The following is a 26,853-nucleotide window of genomic DNA, read 5'->3' as shown; positions in this document are numbered from 1 at the left end:
CAATTAAATTGCTAGGCAAAATCACATAAATCATGAGACCCACTTGTTTGATATCTCTCTCCCCCACTTTGAATTTCCGGTGCTTGAAGCTGGATGGGTTTGGTTGGCTGGAGCAGGACCTGGTGACCCCGGCCTGCTGAGCTTACATGCTTTGAATGGCCTGCAGCAAGCGGATGTCATTGTCTATGACGCACTGGTGGATGAGCGAATACTTCAATTTGCGGGAGACGGGGCGGAAATCATCTATGCTGGCAAGCGCGGTGGCAAGCCTTCCCCCAAGCAGTCAAGTATCTCGATTAAGCTGGTGGAACTTGCGAAATCCGGCAAACGTGTCATGCGCCTAAAAGGTGGAGACCCGTTTGTGTTTGGCCGCGGTGGAGAGGAAGCTCTAGCACTGGTGGATGCAGGTGTTCCCTTCCGTATTATTCCCGGCATCACAGCTGGTGTTGGCGGGCTGGCATATGCTGGGATTCCATCTACCCACCGAGGGATTAATCAAGCGGTTACGTTCCTTACAGGTCATGACCAAAATGGGGTTGCGCCAGACGAGCTCGACTGGGATGCTCTTGCCAAAGGATCACCCGTGATCGTGATGTACATGGCGATGAAGCATATTTCTCTCATTACTCAGAAGCTTATGAATGGTGGCCGATGTACGACCGAACCTGTTGCTGTCATCTGCAATGCCACACAGCAGACCCAACAGGTACTGGAAACAACGCTTTCTGCTTGCGCTGAGGATATTGCAAGTTGTGGCCTAAAGCCGCCTGCGATTGTTGTCGTCGGTGAGGTGGTGAATCTGCGTGAGCAACTGAACTGGATTGAGCCTGCTCTTGCACGCACCTCACAACCCTCTCAAATGAAAGAAGAACCTGCCCTATGACTATTGCGAAGGGTTTCGTCATTGCCGCGCCGTCTTCCGGGTCTGGAAAGACAACGATTACACTGGCGCTGTTGCGTGCTCTTCGTGATACCGGACTTCGTATTGCCTCTGGCAAGTCGGGACCAGATTATATTGATCCGGCTTTCCACAGCGCCGCTTCCGGGCGGCCATGCCTCAACTACGACGCCTGGGCAATGTCATTGGCGCAACTTTCGCTCAACGCCACAGAACAGGACAAACACTCTGACGTTGTGGTTGTTGAGGGAGCTATGGGGCTCTTTGACGGTGCTGCCGATGGCTCAGGCTCTGTTGCTGAACTAGCAGTTCATCTGGGGCTGCCGGTTATTCTGGTGGTGGATTGCAAGTCTCAGGCGCAATCGGTTGCTGCCCTTGTCCATGGCTTCCTTACGTATCATCCACACTGTCATATCAAAGGTGTCATTCTCAACCGTGTGGGTTCTCCACGTCATGAACGCATTTTGCGGCGAGCATTGGAACCGTTGAATGTCATTGTGTTGGGTGCGTTTTATCGCTCTAAGAAACTGGAACTACCGGAACGCCATTTAGGGCTTGTGCAAGCCAGTGAGCGAGAGGATTTGGAAGAATTTCTAAATGCTGCTGGCGAGGTTGCTACTGAAAGTGTAGATGTGCCGGCTTTGATGCGCCTTGCAAAAGTGCTTGCTATTCCTGCCCGGGAAAACAAGGAGCTTACGGGTATTTCTCATTTACCACCGCTTGGGCAACATATCGCGATTGCAAAGGATATTGCCTTTGCATTCAACTATGAGCATCTGCTCAGTGATTGGCAGAAGCAAGGCGTTACGCTTTCCTTCTTCTCTCCCTTAGCGAACGAAGAGCCTTCAGCAAATGCTGATGCAATATTCCTGAGTGGTGGGTATCCAGAACTTCATGCAGAGCAGTTGTCTCAAGCAGAGACCTTTAAGCGCGGAATAAAATCTGCAGCAGCTGCAGACAAACTCATTTATGGTGAGTGTGGTGGCTACATGGTACTTGGTGAAGCCCTGACTGATAAAAGCGGGCAGTCTCATGAGATGCTTGGTTTGCTGCCGATTGAAACCAGCTTTGCGAAGAGAAAACTGCATTTAGGCTATCGTAAACTGAAAGCAACTGATGCCGCAAAATCTGCTGGTTTCCCTTGGCTCAAACCCTTGGGGGCACATGAGTTCCACTATTCGACACTGACGGTAAAATCAGAGGCACCGTCACTTTTTGACGCTCAGGATGCAGAGCATCACGATCTGGACCCATTGGGCCATATTAATGGACGCGTTATGGGATCTTTTGCCCACGTGGTGGCAGAAAGAAGCGAAGAATGGTGGTCCGCTTCTTCCTGAGCTGATTGGTTACACGGTCACTTTTGTTTTTTTCTTTGGGCGAAGAACGTGAACGTGGTTGGCGTCATAAAGTGCACTGTCACGAAACTCTTTCCCTGCCTTCAAGGCTGGTCCGACAAAAATGAGCGCCGTTCTAGTGATCTTGGAGGCTTTTGCCTTATCGCGAATGTCCGCTAGTGTTCCATGAATGAATGCCTCATCTGGCCAGCCCACGCGGTAGGCGATAATCACTGGACAATCTTCACCGTAAAGCGGTGTTAGTTTCCGGTAGATCTCTCCCAAATTTCTAACACTAAGATGGATTGCCAGCGTGGCGCCAGAGCGGCCAAGCGTTTCCAGATCCTCACTCTCAGGCATACCTGAGGACTTCATCGAGGTTCTGGTGACGATGATGCTCTGTGCGATCTCAGGGATCGTCAACTCGGTTTTCAAGGCAGCCGCAGCCGCAGCGAATGCGGGTACACCTGGAGTTACATCATACTCAATGCCCAGATCATCCAATCTGCGCATCTGCTCTGCTGTGGCACCATAAATAGATGGATCGCCAGAGTGAACTCTTGCCACATCCAGATCATTTTCGTGAGCCTTTGCAATTTCGTCGATGATTTCATCCAGCGTCATGGAAGCTGTATCCATGACTAAAGCATCATCTGGTGCTGCCTCTACAATAGCGGGCGGCACCAATGAGCCTGCATATAGGCAGACTTTACATTTTTCGATGAGCTTGAGCCCGCGCACTGTAATGAGTTCAGGATCACCCGGCCCTGCTCCAATGAAATGAACCCTCACGTTGCTGTCTCCGTTTCTTTCTCTGGTGCATCAATCCTTTTGGCATATCCGCGTGGCGTGTACACAAAATGCAATGACTGGCCATTGCCCCCCAAGCGGCTTTGGCTACATCCCACAATGACCGTGGTCAGCATGTCGACATCATCGACTTGCAGTTCCTTCAGCGTTGTTGTGGTGATGAGCTCATTCTCTCGCCCGATGTTGGATCCAAGAATAACAGGAGTATTTTCTGGACGGTATTCCAGCAGCTTCTCCCGTGCCCAAGCCAATTGCGTACGGCGGCGCTTAGAGACCGGGTTGTAGAATCCAATCACAAAGTCACCGATTGCTGCACCTTCCAGGCGTTGCTGGATGGTTTCCCATGGAGTGAGGAGATCCGACAGCGAAATCGCGCAGAAATCGTGCCCCAGCGGCGCACCAATGCGGTTGCTAAGCGCTATCATTGCAGAGATGCCCGGTGCGGATGCGACCTCAACGCGGCGGGCTGCATCGCTGACGCCACCATTGTCCTGCGAACGGTCTAGTAGTTCGAAGACCAGGGCGCCCATTGCGTAGACACCGGAGTCTCCTGAGCAGACCAGCGCGACGTTGTGGCCCTGTCCGGCTCTTTCGAGGGCAAAGCGGACGCGCTCTTCTTCCGCACCCAATGGAAAGGCGTGTCGTTGTTTGCCTCTGATCAGAGATGAGACGAGATCGAGATAAAGGCCGTAGCCTACAACTTCATCTGCCTCAGCCAACCAGCTGGAGGCTTCTGGCGTACGCCATGCTTCTTGCCCCGGCCCAATGCCGATGACGTGAAGGCGGCCTCTTGCTCTACCAAGTTTCTCGTGTTTCACAGGGACCAACGCTCTGGCGATCGCAACTGTGGCGTTTGCAGTCTTCTGCTTTTCCAGCACGAGTGCACCGGATGCACCGACACCAGCCAATGCAGAGCCTTCACTTACGCCGTGGCACCCAACCTCGGCAAAGACCACGTCAGACGGATTTTGCAGACGATCTCTTTGTTCGTTGAGTTCGTCAGCTGTGAACAGGCGGAAAGGCTTATTGTAGCGAACAGCAAGCTTGTTCATGGCTACCTCATCGGCCTTCAGGTCGATACTCGCGAAAGCTGCGACAGCTCCCATCGAGATGTCTGCCTCTTCCAAGCGTTTTTGAAGGAGCTCATCCAACTCCTCAAGAGAGCACCCTCGGGAACAGCCAAGACCGACAACGTGAGTTTGAGGATGGAACACGAGCTTTCCGTTGTGCCCATCATGTGGCTGCTCGGTTACAACAATTTCCAGTTCGGCATCATCTGCAACAGGAAGGTTGGCTGCCTCCAACCAGTCTGCTTGACCGGAGAGTTTTACGGTGTCACCTGCCAGCATATGCGCCATAACTGACTTGGCATCTGATGGATTGGCGAGCGTCCAGCCTTCTGGTGGATCATCCAGCGCAACACCAAATACAGTATCGCCGGCAGTTGTAATCGCGGCATGCCCTTGCAGGGCCTCTGCAATTTCATGAGTGAGAGCATTGGCGCCGCGATGTCCGCCGAGCAGTGGCACGACGCTTGAACCATCTTCTGACACCGCAATAACAGGGGGTTCGTTACGCTTATCTCCCAAGACGGGCGCGAGTGCACGGATGAGAATCCCCGCAGCACAAATACCGATGATTGGTGTTCCTGACTGAAACAGGGATCGCAGATGGTCCATCGGCTCTGAGAAGGACAGCTGGTAATCTACGTTTGGCTTGGAACCATGTTTTGCAAAGCCATGAATGAGGCTTTCATCCAGTACAGTGGAGAGCTTCTGAGCGGTTTTCAGAGCAACCGGGCTGATCACAACGATTGCGGGTGCAACGTCCATGCCTCTTCTCCCTTATAAACAATTATCATTGAAAAATACGGTGCCGTTTCATTTGGATAGTCGGCCAGACGGGCCACGACCATTTCCGGCAAGGTCGCGCGTTCGACGTATCCGGCAGCACCAAGTAAGCCCAGTTTTTCAAGCAGAGCTTTGACGCGCGGTAGATGGCGTCCAACCTTCATGATGACGAAGGCGTCGGACTGCTCAATACGGCGTTGAAGTTGCTCATCTTCCAGCGGACCGGGAATAATTGTCAGCACTTCATTGCGCGCTGCGAGGGGCCTGCCCAATGCAGCTGCACAGGCGTTGACTGATGACACACCCGGCACGATTTCACAGGAGAAGTCACCGCGCAGGCGCTCGTAGAGGTACATGAACGAGCCGTAGAGAAATGGATCGCCCTCACACAGGACAACAACATCTTCTCCGGCTTTCAATTTCACCGAGATCGTTTCTGCAGCTTGGTCGTAGATTTCCTTTGCAGGAAAACGTTCAACCTTCATCGGCATTTCAATCGGGACTTCTGTTGTTTCCTCTTGAATGTATGGTGCTGCAATTTGTCGAGCAAAACTGGGCACTCCAACAGCAGCCGGGTATGCGATTGTTTTTGCAGAACAAATGAGCCGGTGAGCTTTTAGCGTCAAAAGCTCAGGATCTCCTGGTCCAAGACCAACGCCATAGAGCGTGCCAGTCATGATTTTACCAAGCTCCATTGTGTTACCGGCATCAATGGACGCCAACCCGTGAGACCGCCAATGGGATCGACTCTTGAGATTGCTATACGGCTTAGATCTCCACCGTACTTATTCCAGCCCTCCGCCAGCACTTGCTCTCCTTCCAGAGTCACAGCATTGGCAACCAGACGTCCTCCTGATGGTAGCGCCTCAAAGCATGTTTTGAGTATACCCTTTGACGTCAGGCCACCTCCAACAAAAATCGCATTTGGCTGCGGCAAATTATCAAGTGCCTCTGGGGCTTTGCCTTCAATAAGTTGAAGCGTAGGGGTTCCGAGAGCTGCAGCATTGCCACGAATGAACACATGCCGCTTTTCCAGCGGCTCAATGGCAAGTGCCTTGGTGTCCTTTGCAGCCCGCAGCCATTCAATACCGATGGATCCGCTACCTGCGCCAATGTCCCACAGAAGCTGCCCCGGAATAGGGGCAAGCTTGGCAAGCGTAACAGCCCGCACTTCCTGTTTGGTCATTTTTCCATCATGGCGGAACGCAGAATCCGGCAGGCCGGGTGTGCGTGACAAGACAGGCGTGTTTGGGGTTGGTTTGGCCTCAATCGCAATCGTGTTCAGCTCGGCAGCTTGATCAGAATACTCTTCAGCTTCACAGCTTATAACTTTTTCCTGCGAACCGCCGAGATGCTCAAGTATCGTCAGGATACTTGCTCCATACCCTTCATCAGCGAGTAGATCTGCAATCTCCCCCGGAGCTGCGCCATTAGACGTGAGTGCGATAATGCGGGCACCGGGATAGAGGAAACCGCGCAGGGTATCCAGTGGACGACCGTGCAAACTGAGAGTTTCAACATTTTGCAGAGGCCAACCCAAGCGACTTGCAGCCAGAGAGAAGGCTGAGAGATGCGGGATGACTTCAATTTCCTCAGCGCTAAACTGACGATGAAGGGTTGCTCCAATACCAAACCACTGCGGATCACCCGTCGCCAACACCACGGTGTTTTGACCACGGTTTGCTGCAAGTTCTTCAATGCCTTTTGAAAGCGGGGATGGCCATGCTTTCATCTCACAACTGATGTTGTTTGCACAATACTGAAGAAGCTCCAGATGGCGCACTCCACCATAGATGCAAGAGGCAGCGCTCAATGCTGACTTTGCAGTTTCAGACAGGCCGCTGAATCCGTCCTCACCAATGCCGATGATTGTGAGCCAAGGTGCTATTTGACCGCTCATTTTGATATCCCCTGCACCTTTTCTTCAGGCAAGCCCGCTGCCATTGCATTGACTGCAGCTGCTGCAATTGCAGAGCCACCTCTGCGTCCCTGAAGCGTTAAGAACGGTATTCCGAGTGAGCTTGTGGCTAGCGCTTGCTTAGACTCTGCCGCCCCTACGAACCCAACGGGAAAGCCGAGAATAGCAGCTGGCTTTGGTGCTCCATTTGCAACCATCTCAAGAAGATGAAATAGCGCAGTCGGGGCATTGCCAATTGCTATGACTGCACCTTCCAGATGCGGTCTCCAGAGTTCAACAGCAGCTGCTGACCTTGTTGTGCCGAGCTGTTTTGCGAGCTCGGGCACTTCTGGTTGGTTCAAAGTACAAATGACCTGATTGCTTACTGGCAGATATTTGCGGATGATGCCATGAGCAACCATCTCGACATCTGTCAGTACAGGAGCACCGTTTCGCAGAGCCTCGTTTGCTTTGGTAACGACATCCTCAGAATATGACAAATCCTGAGGAATATCAGTCATCCCACAGGAATGTATCAAGCGGACTGCAACAGGCCTCAAATTATCTGGCAGGCTCTTTAAGTCAGCCTCTGTCCGTACGATTGAAAAGGACTGCCGATATATTTCGGCAGGATCCTTAATGTAATCGTAGGATGCCAGAACCTCTGGAATCTCGTTCTGGCCCATTCTCAGGCATCGTCCTTCAACATGGATTTCGGTCCAAGCGGGTGATCTGCATGGGGGTACGGATGATGATGGTGATCATGTCCATGGTCGTCACCGTGATGGTGGTGATGTCCGTGGCTGTGATCGTGGGAGTGACTATGAGCGTGATCATGAGAATCCGCGCCCTTGCTGTCGCACTCTCCAGTACACGTCACATCACACAGCTTGCACTCTGCTTCGTCGCCTAAGCCTTCCACATGGTGATGGTGACTTTCCTGAGGCAGGCCGATCTCAGCCTCAAATCCAAGAACTTGTTCTCTGTATTTACAGAGCTGGCAGTTCATATTGTTTGAACCCTGAACAATCTCCGTCACACGCTCCTGCATGGTGTCGATGACCTTCGGGTGATCGTTCAGATAGCCAGCTTTGATAAACTCAATATCCGGATGGCGCGCAGCAACTTCATCGGTGAAATTGTAAATACGCTGCACAAGAACGCCGGTGAACAGGAAGTATGGAAACACAACGATGCGCTTGTAACCAAGCTTAACAGCGTGCTCCAAGCCCGGTTCAACGAGGGGGAATGTTACGCCAGAATAGCAGGTTTCCGCCCAGCCAAAGCCGAAGCCTTCCCACAACATGCGGGTGATTTTGGCAACGTTGGAATTTGCATCCGGGTCTGACGCACCACGGCCAACGACCATGAGCAAGGTTTCTTCCGGTTTTACATCACCACCAGCTGCATCGATGGCTTCCTGAATGCGTGCGCCTGCGGCCTGCACCATGCGCGTATCGACAGCTAGTTCGCGGCCATATTCAATAGAAACTTCAGGATGTTTGGCCTGGTAGGTGTTGAGCACAGATGGAATGTCGTTTTTTGCGTGCCCAGCTGCAAACAGCATGCCTGGAACTGCAAGAATACGCGTGCACCCCTGCTCGCGCAGATTGTCCAAGCCTGAATGGATCACTGGATTTGCGAACTCAAGGTATCCATAGTCCACAGGAAGATCCGGAAATCTTTCACGCATACCTTTTGCAAGGCGAGCAAATTCGGCGACTGCACCTTTGTTTCGACTGCCATGTCCGCAGATCATGACGCCGAGCTTTTCTTCTGTTTTTATTGTCATTATGCTGGCTCTGCTTCTGTACCATCCGGGGAGAGAGCGCCATCGCTCTCAGCATTTTCAGGCGAGTTCTCTTCAGAGGAAGAGGGCCGCTTTTTTGCTTTGGCAGCCAGTCCAGCGATGATTGCAGCGCCGGTGACTGCGGCTATGCCAATCCAATGGCTGTGGCCAGCGAGTTCACCTAAATGTCCCGCATGCGCAAAGGCAGCAGACGAGGAAAGCCCCATCACTCCTGCGAGGAGTACGGGCTTTAAAAAATAAGACATGTTCTATCTCCAACATGCAGCGGTGCCTTCCATTGCCACGGGCAACAGGGGTTTATCGCTGTCATTTAAGGAGACGTCGCAAAGACAATAGATTGACCAACGAAATAGAACATCAACCACGCACCATAAGTCCGCAGCTTCACACATTATTTCGTCAGACAGCTTCGATTCTGGCCCCCGATGTGGGTCGACCGCCCCCGAAATCCATTTCAGTCCGTCACGGGACGCCGTCCATAGTTTTACGAGGAGCAAGCTAGTTGGCAGTCCTGAAGATAGCAAGATGATAAATTGCGCAATTGGTCGATACCAGAGGTTTTCTTAGGTGCAAAAATACGAGTAACTTGATCGAAGTGTTTGACTTACACCTGCATCTAGCATTGCTATTATAGGCAGGGCCCTAGCCTATCACAGGGGGCGCTTTTGTGGAGAATGCGTTATGAAAAAAGAGCTTGTCCTCACCGTCGTTGCTGATGATCGCCCAGGTCTGGTTGGTGAAATCTCCAAGGTGGTTGCAGATCACAAAGCAAACTGGATTGACAGTTCCCTCTCTCGTCTGGGAGGTCAGTTTGCAGGTATTGTTCGTGTGCATGTTGAAAAGACGCAGGCAGCAGGCCTTTCAGCAGCTCTGACCAAGCTTGAGTCTGTGGGACTTACCATTGGCATTCATGAGCACAACACAGGTGATGCACCAGCAGGTGCTCATGCGCTTCTTCATATTCTGGGACAAGATCAGCCGGGCATGATCAGCCGTGTTTCCAGCGTGTTGGCAGATCTTCATGTGAGCATTGAGACTCTGGAGTCACTGGTTGAACCGGGCTCCATGAGTGGTGGTCTCATGTTCCGCGCCAATGCTCGCATCATCATCCCAACGCATCTCTCACCAGCAGAAGTCTCCGACGCATTGGAAGGCATTGCGGCTGATCTGATGATTGACGTTGAACTCAATGAAGCAGCAGCAGAAGAGGACTGATCTCTTACACGCATCACGTTGTTCTCAGATCTCTCCCGGGTAACTACGTATTTACCCTCGATCCCTGCTGGGATTTACGCTAGATATGGCTGTTTGGTTCAATTCCTGGGAAAGATCTGATGCAAGAAACTGTTCGGACGATAACAGCGCTTCGCGGCCATGTGTTTCAATTTAGCGGCGATCCGTTCTGCGATAATCCGGCAGAGGCACTGACAAACTGGTCTGATGGGCTGGTTGTTACGGAAAACGGTAGGATTACCGCAATTGGTGATGCTGCGGACCTGATAAAGACACTGCCGGATGATGCGGTTGTTTATGATCATAGCGGCAAATTCATTCTGCCCGGCTTTGTGGATTGCCATGTCCATTATCCGCAGACAGAGGTGATTGCGTCCTACGGCGCTCAGCTGATCGAGTGGTTGAACACCTACACCTTCCCGGCTGAAGCAAAATTTGGCGACATTGACTACGCCCGCCGTGCTGCGGATGTGTATTTGCAGCAGAGCTTTTCAAACGGTATCACGAGTGCTTCAGTTTATTGTACCATCCATCCTGAGTCTGTAGATGCGCTGTTCGAGCAAGCTGCACGGTACAACATGCGAATTGCTGCCGGCAAAGTCATGATGGACCGCAATGCGCCAGAGAACCTGCGTGATACGGCGCAGACAGGTTATGATCAATCCAAAGCGTTGTTGGAAAAATGGCATGGCCAGGGGCGTGCGCTCTATTCCATCACACCACGCTTTGCACCAACGTCTACTCCTGAGCAGATGGAAGCGACCGGAGCGCTCTGGAAAGAGCATCCTGAAGCCTTACTGCAGACTCATACCTCTGAGAACCGTCAGGAGCTAGAGTGGGTGGGAGAGCTTTATCCTGAACATCCTGATTACGTTGGCGTTTACGAGCACTTTGAGTTGTTGGGTAAAGGTTGCGTGCTTGGGCATGGGATTTACCTGAATGATCGTGAGAAGGCGCTTATTCACGAAACCGGTACGTCCATCGCTCACTGCCCGACCTCGAACACCTTTATCGGCTCTGGCCTGTTCGATGTGCGTGGTTCTCATTTCACACATGAACCTATCAGTGTAGGGCTGGCAACCGATGTGGGGGGCGGATCCAGTTTTTCTATGCTGACGACAATGCGAACAGCCTATGAGGTTGCCCAGTTGCAGGGTTACTCTTTGCATCCGGTACAAGCGTATTATCTGGCGACTGTTGGATCTGCTAAGGCACTATATCAAGAGAACCGGATCGGCAATATCAAGGTTGGCATGGAAGCTGATTTTGCTGTCATTGACCCGCTCTCAACACCACTCATCCGCCACCGCATGGCATACGCCAATAACGTGATTGAGCAGCTGTTTATTCAAATGATCCTTGGCGATGATCGCGCGATTGCAGCCACATATGTGGATGGTAAGCGGGTCTATTCTCAAGCAGGATAACGCTGCGGTCAGAGCTGGTGAGTGCATCAGCTCTGTTTTTCACTGTTGAGGGCACCCGCGCCTTTTCCGAAGTACATGAAGGACAGCAGGTAGCACAGCAGAGTGACAGCTGCTGCGGTTCCAAACACATACTCATAGCTGTCCGTGAAAAGGAATATTGAGCTGGAGACAGACATTCCGATTGTACCACCCAGCATTTGAGAGGTGATCATAACACCACTCGCCTGCCCCTTTTTCGTCAACTCAACCGAGTCTACAGATGACTTCATAGATGGCAGGAACAACAAGGGCATCGCAGCTCCCCATGCGAGTAGTGCCGGAAGCAGCAGCCAATAGTTATCCTGTGAAATAAAGGCTGTTAGCCACAGAGTGGAACTGGACAGCACCAGCAGCCCCCACATGGCCGGCGTGCGAACACCAAACTTATCGACGCAGACACCACTCAAGCCCGCCGTTGCTGCATTCATCACGACTGCAGACATCAATGCTAAGCCTGCGAAGAAAGGGGCAAAGCCGAGCTTGTCCTGAAAGTACAAAGCTCCAAAAATGAACATTGCGATCTTGGAGTATTGCGCCTGAAAGACCACAAATGCTGCAACGGCAAAAGACGGCTCCTTGAAGAAACGCACTTGAATGAGCGGTGCCTTTTTATGCAGTTCATTCCAAAGGAAAATGGCTAGCGCAGACACCCCAACAACGAATGACAAGACAATATCTCTTGATGTCCAACCCCATTCTGGTGCTTGCATGATGGCCAGAACGAAAAAGAAAAGTCCCACAAGCAGTGTGATGATGCCTAGCCAGTCAAATGAGTACTCCGAAAGGCTTTTATCCTGTCCGTGAGCAATCCGTCCCCTCAACGGCGCAAATGCGATAACCAAACAGACGATCAAAACAAAGGGTGGATTGATCCAGAAAATCCATCTCCAAGAGAAATAGCTGGTGAAGTAACCGCTCACTAACGGCCCTGAAGACAAGAAGATTGTGGCGATTGAGCCGAACACGCCCAATGCGAAGCCTCTGCGTTCAGGTGGGAAAATGCGCAAAATGGCGACAATCGGCAGCGGGAACATGATTGCAGCGCCAATCCCCTGCACGACACGTGCAGCAACGAGGAACCCTCCGTTTGGTGCGAAGCCACAGGCCAGCGACGCCAGACCGAAGATAATCATGCCAGAGAGGATGAGATAATTGATGTTTACTAAGTCAGCCAGTTTGCCACCGAGAGCCACCAAAGCTGCGAACATCAATAGATAGGAGTTCACCACCCAATGGGCTTGAGTGAGTGTCATCCCAAATTCTTCTGAGATGGTTGGCAGAGCCAGACTAACGACTGTTTCATCCAACAAAGCGAGCCCAAGGATGAAACTCATTGCTGCCAGCAACACCCATCGATGCACAACGGATGGCATGCAAGTATATTTGGTGGGGTTTTGGGGCAACTCCGTCATTGGCACTAGCACCTCACAGGCCGTAGCCGACAGGCACAAGCCAATTCCAAGAGTTTCTAGCTATCACAGAGGCAAGAAGATGCTTAAGGGCGTACTTTGGTACACACTTAGCAGAGCACTAAGGCTCAAGAGACAATTATGCCGTTCTCTCGAGCCTCAGCTTCGTTAAATCTGGTTTTATTCACCCAGAGCAAGGCCTTCGCGGCGTGGATCTACCCCACCCTGCAGGCCATCTGCGGTGATCACAATTCCATGAAGACCGGAGTTGAGGTCACGAATGTTGGTTTTGTAACCCATAGCATCCAGAGCTGGTTGCAGCTTTTCAGCAGCTGTGCCCTTCTCAAGATCATAGGTGCCGAAGCGATTGACCAGATGCGGCATGGAGATCGCTTCCTGAATGTTCATACCCCAATCCAGGTTGGCAACCAGTGTTGTTGCTACGTAACCAATGATGCGACTACCACCTGGAGACCCAACGACAACGAATGGTTTGTCGTCTTTCATAACGATTGTTGGCGCCATGGAAGAACGTGGACGTTTGCCTGGCTCAACGCGGTTCGCAATCGGCACGCCATCACGATGCGTACGAAATGAGAAGTCCGTCAATTCGTTGTTAAGCAGGAAGCCATTGGTCATAAGACGAGAGCCAAAGCCATTCTCAATAGTAGTTGTCATGGAAACAGCATTGCCGTTTGCATCTACGATTGAGAAGTGGCTGGTTGATGGCAGTTCAATGCTCTCATCATCAGCCAGCAACATGGCGTGATCCCAAGTTGGGTTACCTGGGACAACCTTGTCTTTCGGCAGGGCTTTATCGCCGCTCAAAAGCTCAGCGCGCTCTTTGAGGTAAGCAGGTGCAACGAGGCCGTTGGTTGGCATTGGCACATAGTCATTGTCCGCCATGTAACGACCACGATCAGAGAAGGCGAGACGGGATGCGTCACCAATCAAGCGCCATGCGTTCGGGTCGCCTGAGTTCATGGAAGGCAGGTCATAGCTGTTGAGCTGACCGAGGATTTGACCAACAGTCAGAGCGCCAGAGGATGGTGGGCCCATGCCACAAACTTCAAAGGCGCGGTACTCTGCACAAACAGCGGCACGCTCTTTGATTTGGTAGTTTGCCAGATCCTCAAGAGCCAGTTTACCCGGATTGCCCTTAGCAGACTGAACAGTCTCAACGATGGACTTTGCAATATCTCCGGAATAGAAACCGTCCGCTCCATTTTGAGAAATTGCAGTCAGTGTCGCTGCATACTCTGGGTTTTTGAGCAGGTGCCCAACTGGCAAAGGAGTGCCACCCGGCAGGAAGTAGTTTTTCGTTGTTTCGAAACGAGAGAGGCGCTCTTGATCATTGGTGATCAAAGCGTTCAGGCGTGGCGAAACTTCAAAGCCGTCTGTTGCGAGTTTGATGGCAGGTGCAACCAGATCTGCCCATGGCAGAGAGCCCAATTTCGCATGAGTATCATACAGCAGCTTTACTGTGCCTGGCGTTCCTACAGATAGGCCGCCAACAACTGCATCATAGAATTTGAGCGGTTCGCCGTTTTCGTTTTGAAACAATTCTGGTGTTGCGGATACAGGCGCTGTTTCACGACCGTCATATGTGGTCAGCTCGCCCGCTTCTGCGTCGTAATAAACGAGGAAGGCACCACCGCCGATCCCGGAGGATTGAGGTTCAACCAATCCCAACATGAGCTGCACAGCAACCATTGCATCAATGGCGTTTCCGCCAGCTTTCAAAACATCAAAACCCGCTTTTGATGCATGAGGGTTTGCAGCAACCACCATAAACTTCTGCGCGGTTACCATTTGCTTGTCGGAGATTCCGCTTGCCATTTCCGGCGCAATACTGTCCGCCGCCTCTTGCGCTTGCGCAGGTAAAGCAAGCCCTGCTGCCAGTATGGCAGAGACCCATAGTTTCTTCATTATTTTCCCTCCTGAAGCGGGCAAATTCCCGCTGATTAGACTAGCTCTTCAAATTCACTTTCATTCTTCAATGCAAAATCCAAAATTCCACGCACATGTTCCGTGGTGCTATCAACGACCGGAGCTGAAATATCCTCCTGCCCCACCAACAGTCCAAGCTCTGTGCACCCCAGAATGACACTATCTGCACCCTGGTCCTGTGCTTTTCTGACAATCTGCAAGAGTGTGCGGCGAGAATCCTCATTAATCTGGCCCCGGCACAACTCATTATAGGCGATGTCATGGACGACGGCTTGCCCTCCATTGTCAGGGATCACTACCGATAATCCGTAGTTATCCTGCAATCTTCTGATGTAAAAATCCTGTTCCATAATGTAGCGCGTTGCAAGCAAAAGTGGTTTCCTGCGTTTTACCTTTTGAATGGCATTCGCAGTTGTTTCAGCAATATGAATGAATGGGATCGTCAAACCATCCTGGATGTAGGAGGCGACTTTGTGCATTGTGTTCGCACAGATCACAATGCAATCAGCACCGGCACCTTCTAATTTCAGCGCCGCCTGTTTTAGCAGGTTACCCGCTTCTTCCCACTCTCCGTGAGCAAGAAGCAACTCGATCTGAGAAAAATCAAAAGACCATAAAACCAACTCAGCAGAGTGGAGTCCGCCAAGCCGTAAACGTGTTTGCTGATTAATCAGTCTGTAGTAAGTCGCAGTGCTCTCCCAGCTCATTCCTCCTAATAAGCCAATCGTTTTCATATATTCCTCGACATACAATACTCGTCGTAGGAACTATGTTGGCAAATTGCGCCGACTTAGAGAAGGTCGTTTTTTGTGCAATTGAGCTGGGAGACCTAATTTAAGGCACTCTGCAGGTGATGTCCTCGCCGTCTTTCGCTTCACAACATGACCATTCGGTGTAATCTTCCAGGCATGCCTCACCACCTACAGAGCGGCGATTGCAGAGCTTATTCGTCTGGAAGGTGTAGCGATCATCCGCATCGATATCAGTAAATCTATGAATGGGTCCGTTGGGAGCCTCCGGTCCAATTGTGACCTGAACTTCGCAGAGTTCGGTATCAGTGGTATCCAGAGTGATAGATGTCGCATTCGCTTTCTGACCTAGCGCTAACACTAGGAAAAGAGCCGAAAATACGAAGAGGCCAAACCAGAGGGGGCGCTTAAAACACAGGGACATTATCTTCACCTTTAGTATTTTTCTATTAAAATTGAATAGAAATTACCTATTCAATTCCGAGGTAAAGGTAGCTATCGCCGGTAAACTTAAGCCGCAAAGTGGACGATGAATTTTCATAAGATTACAGTAAAGTAACCTAGGATAATTCTATTGCCACTTAGTCATGTTCACGCCGGGATCAATTCCTAGTGTATTAATGCCGCGAGCAGCAATTTCTTTGAGCATATCCGCTTTGTTTTGCATATCTGCATAAAATGGAGGCACCGGCGGTGCGATAATTCCACCCATCCGAGTCACCTTGAGCATCGCCTCCAAATGTCCCTCATGCAAAGGTGTCTCACGCGGGACGAGAACCAACTTGCGGCGCTCTTTGAGCACAACATCAGCAGCACGTGTGAGCAGGTTGTCTGAGAAAGAATAGGCCACACCTGATAGTGTACGCATGGAGCATGGCGTGATAATCATACCGTCAGTGTGGAACGAGCCGCTTGCAATAGCGGCTGTCATTTCATCAGGTGCGTAGGTGATGGATGCAAGCGCTGTAAGCTGCTCAACACCATCCTTGCCAAGCTCATGTTGGACAGAAGCGACAGCTCCTTTTGAATGCACCAGATGCGTTTCAACACTCAGCGCTTTCAGGATTTCCAGCGTTTTCAGAGCAAGTTGAGCACCAGATGCACCCGATACTCCGACAATGATACGCTTCGTCATGCAGCCTACTCACTTCCTTCAGGAGAATTCTTTATCTCTGAAGGGGTGATAGCATCCTTTGGTTGATCCTGGTTTTGTTTTTTAGTCAAGCCACCTGGAAACAGTTCATCCCAGCGATCTTCAACCTTCTTGGTCAGTTCTTCCGGCATACGCATCACTTCCGGCCAGTCAGTACGCGTTTCTGATCCGATTTTGGTTGTTGCATCAATACCAAGTTTGCCGCCCAGACCTTCCATACCAGATGCAAAATCCAACGTGTCGACAGGCGTGCGATCCAGAACAACGAGATCGCGAGATGGGTCCATGCGGGTTGCAACAGCCCACATAACATCGCTCCAGCTTCTGCAGTCTATGTCTTCATCAACGGTGATGATCAGCTTGGTCATGGTGAATTGAGGCAGCAGCGACCACATGCCCATCATTACGCGGCGTGCCTGACCGGGATAGCTTTTCTTGATCTTGAGAACTGCAATTCGATAGGAACAAGCCTCTGGCGGGAGCCATAGATCGACGACCTCTGGAATTTGCTGTTTCAGCAATGGCAAGAAAACATCGTTCATGGTTTCGGACAGGACTGCAGGTTCGTCTGGCGCTCTGCCGGTGAAGGTGCTCATGTAGACTGGATCCTTGCGGGCGCGGATACCCGATATTTTAAAAACAGGGAACTGATCAGGGTCGTTGTAATAGCCGGTATGGTCCCCGAATGGGCCTTCCTCAGCTGTTTCTAATGGCTCAGCAAAGCCTTCCAGGACAATCTCAGAGGATGCAGGGACATGCAGGTCCACGTGCTTACATGGGATCAGCTCTGGTCGCCCACCGGACAAGACACCGGAAATCATCAGTTCGCTGACGTCAGATGGTGTTGGTATGACTGCTGACAGGATTGTAGCAGGATCTGCGCCGATGACAACGGCAACCGGCATACGCTCGCCACGCGCTTGCCAGAGGCGATGGTGAGCAGCTCCACCGCGCATGGCGAGCCAGCGCAGGATTGCTTTGTCTTTGCCGATGACCTGCGCACGATAGATACCCAGATTGTATTGAGAGGGATCATCCTTCCCCGGAGGGCGTGTGATGACGATGCCCCATGTAATCAGTGGACCCGCATCGTTTGGCCAACACATCTGCACAGGGAACTGTTCCAGATCAACCGGCATGTCAATCAGAGGAGATGACCGCAAGCGTTTTGGGCGAGCCGCCCATGCTGCTTTGGCAACAGGCAGAGCATCGATGAAGCCTTTCAGGCCCTTCGGTGGTTGCGGTGAGCGGAGATAGGCCAGCAACTCACCCAAGGCTGGAAGCTCGTCCGGAGTGCAGCCAAGGCCAAGGGCAACGCGCTCTCGGGAGCCGAACACATTGGTCAAAAGCGGCATATTGCTGTGCGTTCCCGAACATGTGATCGCATTATCAAACTGAAGGACTGGACCACCCTGCTCAATCACCTGACGATGGATTTCTGTCGCTTCAAACTGAGCTGAGACCGGTGCCTTTACCCTCACAAGCTCCTGCTGCGCTTCCAATACATTGAGAAAGCTGGAGAGTGTCTCGAACTTCTTTTCGCTACGCCAATACATTCCATTTCCAGATTACTGGGCAAACTCGGGATCTGTTCGCCGGATTAACACACATTTGAAGGGTGTTGTCGCTCTGGTCCTTGACCTCCATCAATGATGAGTTCCGCTAGGATTAATAGGAGAGGATACTGATCAGTGGAGATTAAAGTATGTTCTTTAAACCGGAACGAGGCCTGTTTCCTCCTGCCCTGCAAAAAGCTCTCGGCATATTGCCGGTTCCTCCGCTTGGCTTTGCTCTGACCCGGGCAGTGCGTCGGCTTGCCCGTAATCGCCCAGACCTCTTCGAGCGTCTGGACACATACAAACGCACGCATTTCATTATCGACCCAATTGATATCCCGCACGTCTTCCGCATGATCCCGAATGGTGAACATGCGACGGTTGAGATGTTCAAACGTAAAGATGCGCCCGAAGGCGCGGCGCGTATCTCTGGACCACTTATCGTCCTGCTGGGACTGGTTGATGGCACATATGACGGCGATGCCGTTTTCTTTACCCGCGATCTGGTGATCGAGGGTGATACGGACGCTGTGCTAGCCCTTCGCAACACCATGGAAGAAGCCGATCTCTCCCCTGCTGAATTCCTTGGTTTTAATGGCCGCCCGCGTGAAGTCGTGGATAGAGCAACCAACAAGACCTTAGATCATCTGCGCCGACTACTCGACGCACCAACTGCCACTTCCTGATTGCCGCGGCAGAGTGGAAGCACTCTGCGCGAACCAAGTGGTTCACTCTGTTATTTTCTGGAAGGTGTTTTATGCTTGGACAGCGCAACGATAATAATCCATCGCTGGAGCTTGTTTGCCCAGCCGGTACACCAGCTGCTCTTAAAGCCGCCGCAGAAGCGGGCGCACACAGCATTTACTGCGGTCTGCGCAACGAAACCAACGCCCGTAATTTTCCCGGTCTCAACTTCTCTGAAAAAGAGCTGAATGCCGGAGTTCGCCTTGCCCATAAACACGGTTCGCACGTTCTTGTTGCTGTGAACACGTTTGCCCGGGCGGGTGACACACACATCTGGAAGCGCGCGGTTGATGCTGTTTCTGCATCTGGTGCTGATGCGATCATTGCTGCCGATATTGCAGTGCTTGACTACGCACAAGAGAAGCATCCGAACCTGCGTCTGCACCTTTCCGTACAAGCTGCTGCGGCAACACCGGAGTCCATCAGCTTTTATCAGGACACCTTTGGCGTGCAGCGTGTGGTTCTTCCACGTGTCATGTCCGTTGAAGAAATCGTCAAGCTCAATAAAGAGGTCACGGTCGAGACTGAAGTCTTTGTGTTTGGCGGCCTATGCGTGATGACGGAAGGGCGCTGCGCTTTGTCTTCATACGCTACAGGCAAGTCTCCAAACCTGACTGGCGTTTGCTCCCCTCCGGGCGATGTTTCTTACGACGAAGACGGCAGCAATCTTTATGCCCGTCTGGGCGGCTTTACCATTGATGGTTTTGGTGAAGGCGAAACTGCTGGATACCCAACGCTCTGTAAGGGACGCTTTAAAGCAGAGGGAGAAACCTCCTACCTGTTTGAAGACCCAGTTAGCCTGAATGCTGCAAGCTTGTTACCGCGCCTTCAAAAAGCAGGTGTGACCGCAGTTAAGATTGAAGGTCGCCAGCGCGGTAAAGCCTACATTTCACAGGTGGTGAAAGCCTTTCGTGCAGCTGTTGATGCCATGGATGCAGGCGGCAATGCAGAAGAAGAAGTTTCAGCCATGTTGAGCGCAATGACAGAAGGTGGACGCGAAACCACCGGCGCCTACAAAAAGATCTGGAGATAAGGACCAATCATGAGCAAGATCGAACTTTCCATTGGTCCTAACTTCTTCAACTGGTCCAACGAAAAACTCGTCGACTTTTATGCGCGTGTTGCAGATGAAGCTCCTGTTGAGCGCGTTTACATTGGCGAAGTTATTTGTGGCAAACGCATGCCGTTCAACGACAAGGTGTGGCCTGAGATTTATGAGCGCCTCACCAATGCAGGTAAAACGGTTGTCTTCTCAACAATTGCGCTGCCCGTCACCATGCGTGATCGTAAGTCCATCAATGCCCTTTCAGCAGATTGCGAGCTGGTCGAAGCTAACGATATTGCGAGTGTTCACAAACGCTCTGGTGAACCTTTCGTTGGTGGGCCGTTCCTCAACATCTACAATGAGCAGACAGCGAAGGTTCTCATAAACCTGGGTATGGAAACGTTCTGCCCGCCCGTTGAACTGCCGATCAAGTCTGTTGAAGCGATTGCACAGGCTCTGCCAGACCTGACCATCGAGCTGTTTGCATTTGGTCGTCTGCCACTGGCTGTCTCTGGTCGCTGCTACCATGCACGCGCTCACAAGCTGCACAAAGATAACTGTCAGTTCATTTGTGACCGTGATCTTGACGGCATGGATGTGACGACATTGGATGATCAGAAATTCCTTGCAGCCAATGGTATTCAAACACTATCTCACAGTGTTCAAGCCATCACGCTTGGCCGCGACGAGCTTTTGACAAAAGGCGTTGGCCGCTTGCGTCTTTCACCGCATGATATTGATATGATTGCGATTGCCGAGATCTATCGAGATCTTGTTGACGGAAAGATTGAAAGTGGCGAGGCCGTAGCACGTCTGCAGACACAACAGCTGCCAGGTGCGCTGGCAAACGGATATGTGACCGGAAAACCCGGACACCTCTGGGAAGCAGACTAAGATTTCAGGAAAAGCGGGGCTTCGGTCCCGCTTTTAGTTTGACGGGACCATTCCGCTCATCACGTCAAAGATCATTTTACAGATTTGCTCTGCAGCCTCAGCACGCAGGCTTTTCTGAAACTCGACAGCTTCCGCCGCTTTGCCTTCTTTGATGAACTTCAACAGCTCCCAATGCTCCTGAGCAGAGTTGACGGGCGCTCCATGCGCTTTCAGCAGCATGTTCCGCGCTCGTTGGGATCTATCCCAGAGCTGCAGAAAGACAGTCTCCAGATGCACGTTGCCGCTGAACTTGACGACATCTTCGTGGAACTTCTTGTCTGCAGATGCCCAAACGCTGAGGTCTCCACGCTCAAGTGAAAGATCCATCAGGGTGACAGAGTCCTCAAGTGCACGCGCTTGCTTTTCGCTGATTGGCTTTTCAGCTAGCTTTCGGATTGCAAGCCCCTCAACAACCTCAAGGATCTCGTAGATCTCCGAGATATCACCCACGGTGATTGGAAGGACGCGCATGCCTTGACGCGAGCGCATTTCCACGAGCCCGTCCTTTTGCAGCATTAGCATGGCCTCACGCACTGGCGTACGGCTCATTTCCAGCTGGGTAGCCGCTTCCTGCTCAAGCACCTGTGTACCCGGTCCGAGCCGGTTTTCGAGGATTGCTTGCTTCAGTTTGCGATAAGCGATGGAGACGTTAGACGTGGACGAAGGCATTTCCAAAAGGTGGGTTCGAGTAAAGATCGGCTTTCTCTATCATCCCCCTTCTGCATTGTCGATATTTCCGCCAAGTCATGATAAATTGCATTGCACATATAAAATTAATTTTATCTATAGAATCCATAGAGTTCGGCCATTTACCCTAATCAGAATTGATTACTTAAAACTACGTTTAATCCGTGAGTTATCCCTGCCAAAACGTAACTGCGTAATACACAAACAGATATCGGGCGACTTTGCCGATTGCGACCAACGCCAGAAAGTTCATGAATTTCATGCGCAATGTGCCTGCAATGACGGTGAGCGGGTCGCCAATAATAGGCACCCATGCGAGCAGCATTGACGCTTGGCCGTAACGCTTAAACCAACGTACAGCTTGCTTGAATTGGTGCTCTTTTACTGGGAACCATGAATGGTGCTGATAGTGCGACAAAAAACGCCCGCAGTACCAGTTGAACACTGAACCTGCGACGTTGCCCAGCGAGGCAGACGCGATCAGGATAACTGGATCCCAACCTCCCGCCAACAACAAGCCGCTGAGAGCTGCCTCTGATGAGCCCGGAGCTAACGTGGCAGCTAGAAATGAAAACGCGAACAAGCCACCATAAACACCAAGAGCCACGAGCATCTTAAGAAAAACTCCAAATCACTTGAGTAGTAATATTTCACAGCATATTGAGCCGCCCCTCCGTGCAGGCTATGAAGGGGCTCGTTTCGCTTGAGCGCATTTTCCCGATTGATTGCAGCTAATTAAACGAAATGCGCTGAAGGAGCTCTATGCTAAGATAAACAGTTCGGAAATAAGGCATTCCGACTAGTTCTGGGGGAGAACATGGATAAGCAACAGAAAATAAGTGTTGTTGACATGCATACAGGTGGCGAGCCGCTTCGTATCGTAACCGACGGCTATCCGGACATCCCCGGCGAAACCATTTTGGCAAAGCGTCGCTACGCACGTGATAACCTTGACCACCTCCGACATTTTCTGATGTTTGAGCCGCGTGGTCATTTCGATATGTATGGCGCGGTCCTCGTTGAACCGTCTCACCCAGACGCTCATTTTGGTGTGCTCTTCATCCACAATGAAGGTTACAGCACTATGTGCGGTCATGCCGTGATCGCTCTGGGCCGTTACGCAATTGATCATGGCTTGGTTGAAGCTAAATCACCCGTCACTGAAGTGCGCATCGAATGCCCTTGTGGTTTGGTTGTTGCTTCTGTGGAGGTCAGCAACGATGTCCCTGGTGCAGTCTCCTTCCATTCCGTCCCAGCTTTCCTTCATTCCCGTGATGTGACAGTAGATGTGAAAGGCCTAGGCGAACTGACGGTTGATGTCTCCTACGGTGGCGCATTTTATGGTCTGGCGCCTGCTTCTGCATTTGGGCTGGATGTTCAGAAATCCCGAACGCGCGATCTTGTTGATGCCGCAAACGCTGTTAGCGATGCGATCCGCGCCGCTGTGACACTTCAGCATCCGGATGATGCTGATCTTGCATTCCTGTATGGAACTATCCTGACAGATGGAAATGACGCTTACAGCGGTGATTCAACAGCAAACATCTGCGTGTTTGCTGATAGTCAGGTAGACCGTAGCCCAACAGGATCCGGTGTCACCGCTCGATTGGCTGCACAAGCTGCTAAGGGTCTGATTAGCAAAGGGCAAACCCGTCGTTTTGCAAGCCTGATCGCAACAAGCTTTGAAGGCACTTATTTCGCGGATGCCAAATGCGGGCCGCACGACGCGATCGTTGCGCAGGTAGCAGGCAAAGCACATTACAGCGGAGAAGCAACCTTCTGGCGGGAAAATGATGATCCTGTTGGTAACGGCTTCCTGCTGAGATAACTCTCTGTAGTTTTTCAGGTTTCGATGAAGTTTCGAAAAATGACAGCCTCCGCTTTCTCATCAGAGAGCGGAGGCTGTTGTTTTTTGCTGGAAATGCCTGCGGGTTAAAGCTAGAAAATACGAAGAAATTCAAAAAGATAACCGAAACTTTTCGGTAGCAATCGGGGGTGATCAGCAATGGCAGTTGATCCTAAGCGTTTTCTGAGTGACCTGTTTCATGCGGCCATTGAATCCGCTCAACCTGAGAAATGTATCCCGAAGTTCTTACCTGACACTCCCAAAGGACAGCTCATCATTATTGGTGCAGGGAAGGCCTCTGCAGCCATGGCACGGGCGGTAGAAGACAACTGGCAAGGAGATCTCAGCGGTCTCGTGATCACTCGTTATGGCTATAACGTTCCCTGCAAGTCCATCGAGATTATTGAAGCTGCGCATCCAGTGCCTGATGAAGCGGGATTGGCTGGTGCCAAGCGCATGTTGAAGCTTGTTTCCAATCTTTCCGCTGAGGACACAGTTCTCTGTCTCATTTCTGGCGGCGGTTCTTCACTCCTGCCTTTGCCGTTTGACGGACTTTCGTTGGAAGACAAGCAGTCCATCAATAAAGAGCTGCTGCGGTGTGGCGCTACGATCAGCGAGATGAACTGCGTGCGGCGACATCTCTCGCAGATTAAAGGGGGACGTCTAGCTGCTGCGTGCCATCCTGCCAAAGTGATCAACCTGCTGATCTCCGACGTTCCCGGTGATGATCCGATCAACATTGCATCTGGTCCGACGGTCGCTGACCCGACCACCTGTGCCGATGCTCTGGCGATTGTGGAGCGGTATAAGATTGAGCTCCCTGCAAGAGCATTGGAGGTTCTTGAAAGTGGCGTTGGTGAAACGCCGGATGAAAACGACCTGCACCTCGGATCTGTTGAGACGCATATGATCGCGACGCCGCAGTTGGCTCTGGAAGCCGCAGCATCTGTTGCCGAGAAACAAGGGGTTCCAGCTTACATACTAGGTGACAGCATCGAGGGCGAAGCCACGGATGTAGGCGTTGTGATGGCTGGGATTGCCAAGCAAGTTGCCTTGCATGGACAGCCGTTCAAAGCCCCTTGTGTGTTGCTTTCTGGTGGTGAGACAACAGTCACGCTCAAGGGCAATGGTCGCGGAGGGCGGAATGTGGAGTTCTTGCTCTCACTGGCAGTTGCTTTAGACGGCCAGCAAGGTGTCTACGCCCTTGCTGGAGATACAGACGGCGTTGACGGGATTGAGGAGATTGCAGGGGCTTACTGTGATCCTTCCACCCTACAAAGAGCCTGGGGCAAAGAGATCAATCCGCGGCGTTCCCTTGCTGACAATGATGGGCATGGGTTTTTTGAGGCGATTGGCGACAATGTTATCACCGGCCCGACACTGACGAACGTGAACGACTTTCGTGCGATCTTGATAAGATAGTGCCCGAAGCCCTTTAAGTCTCTGCGAGCCTCGGGCAACAAATTAAGGACCCCAGGCTCTAACGCCCTCAACTTTTATTGGACGAACGCGAGCACATCCCTGACTCATAAGGATACGTTCAACATCTGCATTCGAATATTCACGACCTTGAATCGCAGGAACTCTAACAGTCCATGGACCTGCCGCCGCTACAGGGTTCTCACCTTCAATCCGTGTTCTGTTGGGCAGACATCCCAAGATATAGTTGCGCATGGTGTCTACAACTGGGTTACGCCCCCTGCCACCAAATCGGAATTCAAGTACGTGATCGGATGCAGCATACGCAGGTGTTGTTGGCATCGCTGTCAGCCCAGTTACAATAATCAGCGCTGTAATGTGGCAATATTGTCTTAGTTTCATTTTTTTCTTCTTTATTCTGTTTAACAGACAGAAGCACTTTGCTTCGCAAGCTAAGACGAGTAACGCTGACTTTTGTGAAACTAGATAAGCTTACAACACGCCAATACGATTTCAGATAATGTAGATCATTCGCAATATCGATCAGATCGTTCAGGTGAGTAGACGTTTAAGCACCTCTCATCCATAATTGTATGATGCTTGATACGCTCAGTGACATCCTCACCCGCCTTTCCGTAAAAGGCACGCTTTACTTCCGCACCTCCTTTACGGTGCCGTGGGGTGTTGCCGTGCCGTCCTTTGAGAATGTGGCACGCTTTCATTTTGCCCATCGTGGGGATTGTATGGTGCGGGTGAAAGAGACAGGCAAGAAGGTGTTGCTCGCCCAAGGTGATTTGCTGATCGTTCCTCATGGCGCCGCACATGATATCTATTGCGGGCGCTCTGAGGAGGAAGTCATCCTGCCGCTGGATCGTGTTCTGGAGCTTTCCGGGTACAACGGTGAAGGTGTGCTGGTTTATGGCGGAGAGCAGGATGAACGTGAGACACAGCTGATTTGTGGTCACATCTCGTTGGCTCGCAATGCTCGTCATCTCATCTTTGATCAGCTGCCTGATTACATCCATATATCGAACTATGGAGAAGCCGCAGGGCGTTGGATGGAGGCTACTCTGCGTCTGATAGGAGATGAAACACATGGCACGCGCCTTGGTGGTGATCTGATCGCGCTTAAAATGACCGAGGTTTTGTTTGCTCAGGCGCTGCGCAGTTTCATTGAGCAGGAAGGTGAAAAGCACCTCGGGCTTGCCGGGTTCGCTGATCCGCAGTTGAGCAGAGCGCTGGCGGCCTTTCATAAGGCTCCTGCACGCGAGTGGAGTGTAGAGGGTTTAGCGCGGGAGGCAGGTCTTTCGCGGACTGGATTTGCGACGCAGTTTTCCAGCAAGATGGGCCTGACACCCATGCAATACCTGACCAGTTGGCGCATCCAGATTGCGCAGCAGGGTTTGGTTGATGATCAGATGAGCGTGTCTGAAGTGGCAGCGCTTGCCGGATATGCTTCTGAATCTGCATTTACGCGGGTTTTCAAGAAAGAAGTGGGTTTAACACCAGCGGCGTATCGCACATCTCATTAAATAAAATTAGCTCAATTGTTCTATTTTTAGATATATCCTGAACGATCTGCATATTTCTTTGAACGTCCTGAAATTGAGCAAAACAAGGGCTTCTCCTAATCTGACTGTGCCCACAACGAAAGACCGACACAGTCAAAAAGGAACCCTGTCATGTCCCTCCGTTTCGTTACAAAAAGTATCCATGCTTATCTGGATTATCCCGTTGCCTTTGCCTTGATCGGTTTGCCCTTTATTCTTGGTCTTGGAGCATCCAACCCATTGGCGCTCTGGCTATCTGTTGGCACAGGCACAGCAGCATTAATTTTGACGCTTCTGACGGATCACCAGTTTGGTGTACTCCGTGTGCTGCCTTACAGCCTCCATCTGGCCGTTGATGGAGCAGTTGGCGCGCTCTTCCTGCTCGCACCTTTCCTCTTCGGCTTCACCGGACTGGACGCAGCTTATTACTTTGCTAACGGCTTGGCCGTTGCAATTGTTGTGAGCCTGCACAAACCTGAGACCGAAATGGCAGCAGCTTGAGGCAAAGCCC

At 51.5% G+C, this 26,853-nt stretch carries 27 protein-coding genes; 11 read left to right on the top strand and 16 right to left on the bottom strand.

The window, feature by feature from the left end:
- The first annotated feature begins 43 nt into the window (after positions 1-43).
- Both cobA and PsAD26_RS03915 read left to right on the top strand, forming a co-directional pair.
- Positions 44-883, top strand: coding sequence for a uroporphyrinogen-III C-methyltransferase (gene cobA, locus PsAD26_RS03920; RefSeq protein WP_063309335.1), 840 nt, complete (start codon positions 44-46; stop codon positions 881-883).
- Positions 880-2,238 carry a cobyrinate a,c-diamide synthase gene (locus PsAD26_RS03915; RefSeq protein WP_063309334.1) on the top strand — a complete coding sequence of 453 codons (1,359 nt, stop codon included), beginning with the start codon at positions 880-882 and terminating at the stop codon, positions 2,236-2,238. The genes cobA and PsAD26_RS03915 overlap by 4 nt, the downstream gene beginning before the upstream one ends.
- Positions 2,239-2,247: 9 nt before the next feature.
- On the opposite strand, the gene cobM is transcribed toward PsAD26_RS03915, so the two are convergent.
- Genes cobM through PsAD26_RS03880 form a run of 7 tightly spaced genes read right to left on the bottom strand, consistent with a single transcriptional unit; the run spans position 2,248 to position 8,847 of the window.
- The gene (gene cobM / locus PsAD26_RS03910; RefSeq protein ID WP_063309333.1) at positions 2,248-3,027 is read right to left on the bottom strand and encodes a precorrin-4 C(11)-methyltransferase; all 780 of its coding nucleotides are present in this window, start codon (positions 3,025-3,027) and stop codon (positions 2,248-2,250) included.
- Complete coding sequence (gene cobJ / locus PsAD26_RS03905; protein ID WP_063309332.1) at positions 3,024-4,877, bottom strand: precorrin-3B C(17)-methyltransferase; 1,854 nt, start codon at positions 4,875-4,877, stop codon at positions 3,024-3,026. Before cobJ ends, cobM begins: the two co-directional genes overlap by 4 nt.
- Positions 4,850-5,572, bottom strand: coding sequence for a precorrin-2 C(20)-methyltransferase (cobI, locus tag PsAD26_RS03900; RefSeq protein WP_208985491.1), 723 nt, complete (start codon positions 5,570-5,572; stop codon positions 4,850-4,852). The genes cobJ and cobI overlap by 28 nt, the downstream gene beginning before the upstream one ends.
- Positions 5,569-6,795: a bifunctional cobalt-precorrin-7 (C(5))-methyltransferase/cobalt-precorrin-6B (C(15))-methyltransferase gene (locus PsAD26_RS03895; RefSeq protein WP_063309331.1), complete on the bottom strand. Its 1,227-nt coding sequence runs from the start codon at positions 6,793-6,795 to the stop codon at positions 5,569-5,571. The genes cobI and PsAD26_RS03895 overlap by 4 nt, the downstream gene beginning before the upstream one ends.
- Positions 6,792-7,478: a precorrin-8X methylmutase gene (locus PsAD26_RS03890; protein WP_063309330.1), complete on the bottom strand. Its 687-nt coding sequence runs from the start codon at positions 7,476-7,478 to the stop codon at positions 6,792-6,794. Before PsAD26_RS03890 ends, PsAD26_RS03895 begins: the two co-directional genes overlap by 4 nt.
- A 2-nt stretch (positions 7,479-7,480) precedes the next feature.
- A complete protein-coding gene (locus PsAD26_RS03885) occupies positions 7,481-8,584 on the bottom strand; it encodes a sirohydrochlorin chelatase (protein WP_063309329.1) in 1,104 nt (367 codons plus the stop codon).
- On the bottom strand, positions 8,584-8,847 hold the full coding sequence (locus tag PsAD26_RS03880; protein ID WP_063309328.1) for a DUF6732 family protein: 264 nt from the start codon (positions 8,845-8,847) through the stop codon (positions 8,584-8,586). Before PsAD26_RS03880 ends, PsAD26_RS03885 begins: the two co-directional genes overlap by 1 nt.
- Positions 8,848-9,283: 436 nt before the next feature.
- Between PsAD26_RS03880 and PsAD26_RS03875 the strand changes: the two genes are divergently transcribed.
- Together PsAD26_RS03875 and guaD are read left to right on the top strand one after the other, a co-directional pair.
- Positions 9,284-9,817, top strand: a complete 534-nt coding sequence (locus PsAD26_RS03875) for an ACT domain-containing protein (RefSeq protein WP_063309327.1) — start codon at positions 9,284-9,286, stop codon at positions 9,815-9,817.
- A gap of 119 nt (positions 9,818-9,936) precedes the next feature.
- On the top strand, positions 9,937-11,262 hold the full coding sequence (gene guaD / locus PsAD26_RS03870) for a guanine deaminase (protein ID WP_063309326.1): 1,326 nt from the start codon (positions 9,937-9,939) through the stop codon (positions 11,260-11,262).
- Positions 11,263-11,288: 26 nt separating this feature from the next.
- On the opposite strand, the gene PsAD26_RS03865 is transcribed toward guaD, so the two are convergent.
- The 6 genes from PsAD26_RS03865 to PsAD26_RS03840 form a co-directional block, all read right to left on the bottom strand.
- Positions 11,289-12,713, bottom strand: coding sequence for an MFS transporter (locus PsAD26_RS03865; protein WP_208985490.1), 1,425 nt, complete (start codon positions 12,711-12,713; stop codon positions 11,289-11,291).
- A gap of 177 nt (positions 12,714-12,890) precedes the next feature.
- A complete protein-coding gene (ggt, locus tag PsAD26_RS03860; protein WP_063309325.1) occupies positions 12,891-14,639 on the bottom strand; it encodes a gamma-glutamyltransferase in 1,749 nt (582 codons plus the stop codon).
- Positions 14,640-14,674: 35 nt separating this feature from the next.
- Positions 14,675-15,394, bottom strand: coding sequence for an aspartate/glutamate racemase family protein (locus tag PsAD26_RS03855; protein ID WP_063286603.1), 720 nt, complete (start codon positions 15,392-15,394; stop codon positions 14,675-14,677).
- Positions 15,395-15,494: 100 nt separating this feature from the next.
- A complete protein-coding gene (locus PsAD26_RS03850; RefSeq protein WP_057461653.1) occupies positions 15,495-15,833 on the bottom strand; it encodes a hypothetical protein in 339 nt (112 codons plus the stop codon).
- Between the two features lie 147 nt (positions 15,834-15,980).
- A complete protein-coding gene (locus PsAD26_RS03845) occupies positions 15,981-16,544 on the bottom strand; it encodes a UbiX family flavin prenyltransferase (RefSeq protein ID WP_063309324.1) in 564 nt (187 codons plus the stop codon).
- Positions 16,545-16,549: 5 nt separating this feature from the next.
- The gene (locus PsAD26_RS03840) at positions 16,550-18,118 is read right to left on the bottom strand and encodes a UbiD family decarboxylase (protein WP_063309323.1); all 1,569 of its coding nucleotides are present in this window, start codon (positions 18,116-18,118) and stop codon (positions 16,550-16,552) included.
- A gap of 149 nt (positions 18,119-18,267) precedes the next feature.
- On the opposite strand from PsAD26_RS03840, the gene PsAD26_RS03835 reads away from it, so the two are divergent.
- From PsAD26_RS03835 to PsAD26_RS03825, 3 genes are all read left to right on the top strand, one after another.
- On the top strand, positions 18,268-18,804 hold the full coding sequence (locus PsAD26_RS03835; RefSeq protein ID WP_063309322.1) for an SCP2 sterol-binding domain-containing protein: 537 nt from the start codon (positions 18,268-18,270) through the stop codon (positions 18,802-18,804).
- A 71-nt stretch (positions 18,805-18,875) separates the two neighbouring features.
- The gene (locus PsAD26_RS03830; protein WP_057461646.1) at positions 18,876-19,895 is read left to right on the top strand and encodes a peptidase U32 family protein; all 1,020 of its coding nucleotides are present in this window, start codon (positions 18,876-18,878) and stop codon (positions 19,893-19,895) included.
- Positions 19,896-19,904: 9 nt separating this feature from the next.
- On the top strand, positions 19,905-20,801 hold the full coding sequence (locus PsAD26_RS03825; RefSeq protein WP_063309321.1) for a U32 family peptidase: 897 nt from the start codon (positions 19,905-19,907) through the stop codon (positions 20,799-20,801).
- Between the two features lie 33 nt (positions 20,802-20,834).
- On the opposite strand, the gene PsAD26_RS03820 is transcribed toward PsAD26_RS03825, so the two are convergent.
- Both PsAD26_RS03820 and PsAD26_RS03815 read right to left on the bottom strand, forming a co-directional pair.
- Positions 20,835-21,509, bottom strand: coding sequence for a GntR family transcriptional regulator (locus PsAD26_RS03820; RefSeq protein WP_063309320.1), 675 nt, complete (start codon positions 21,507-21,509; stop codon positions 20,835-20,837).
- Between the two features lie 187 nt (positions 21,510-21,696).
- Positions 21,697-22,140, bottom strand: a complete 444-nt coding sequence (locus PsAD26_RS03815) for a YqaA family protein (RefSeq protein ID WP_063309319.1) — start codon at positions 22,138-22,140, stop codon at positions 21,697-21,699.
- 204 nt (positions 22,141-22,344) lie between these two features.
- On the opposite strand from PsAD26_RS03815, the gene PsAD26_RS03810 reads away from it, so the two are divergent.
- Together PsAD26_RS03810 and PsAD26_RS03805 are read left to right on the top strand one after the other, a co-directional pair.
- Positions 22,345-23,355, top strand: a complete 1,011-nt coding sequence (locus PsAD26_RS03810; RefSeq protein ID WP_063309318.1) for a proline racemase family protein — start codon at positions 22,345-22,347, stop codon at positions 23,353-23,355.
- Positions 23,356-23,532: 177 nt separating this feature from the next.
- The gene (locus PsAD26_RS03805) at positions 23,533-24,795 is read left to right on the top strand and encodes a glycerate kinase (protein ID WP_063309317.1); all 1,263 of its coding nucleotides are present in this window, start codon (positions 23,533-23,535) and stop codon (positions 24,793-24,795) included.
- Positions 24,796-24,837: 42 nt separating this feature from the next.
- On the opposite strand, the gene PsAD26_RS29270 is transcribed toward PsAD26_RS03805, so the two are convergent.
- Positions 24,838-25,194 carry a hypothetical protein gene (locus tag PsAD26_RS29270; RefSeq protein ID WP_153040837.1) on the bottom strand — a complete coding sequence of 119 codons (357 nt, stop codon included), beginning with the start codon at positions 25,192-25,194 and terminating at the stop codon, positions 24,838-24,840.
- 194 nt (positions 25,195-25,388) lie between these two features.
- Here PsAD26_RS29270 and PsAD26_RS03800 point away from each other — a divergent pair, with 194 nt between their 5' ends.
- Together PsAD26_RS03800 and PsAD26_RS03795 are read left to right on the top strand one after the other, a co-directional pair.
- Positions 25,389-26,324 carry an AraC family transcriptional regulator gene (locus tag PsAD26_RS03800; RefSeq protein ID WP_063309393.1) on the top strand — a complete coding sequence of 312 codons (936 nt, stop codon included), beginning with the start codon at positions 25,389-25,391 and terminating at the stop codon, positions 26,322-26,324.
- 150 nt (positions 26,325-26,474) lie between these two features.
- Positions 26,475-26,843, top strand: coding sequence for a hypothetical protein (locus PsAD26_RS03795; protein ID WP_063309316.1), 369 nt, complete (start codon positions 26,475-26,477; stop codon positions 26,841-26,843).
- Positions 26,844-26,853: the final 10 nt, after the last annotated feature.

The organism is Pseudovibrio sp. Ad26, from assembly GCF_001623285.1.
In the GTDB taxonomy this organism is placed as follows: Bacteria; Pseudomonadota; Alphaproteobacteria; order Rhizobiales; family Stappiaceae; genus Pseudovibrio; species Pseudovibrio ascidiaceicola.
Note: the sequence above shows the minus strand (reverse complement) of the source record. Positions and strands in the feature narration are given on the sequence as shown.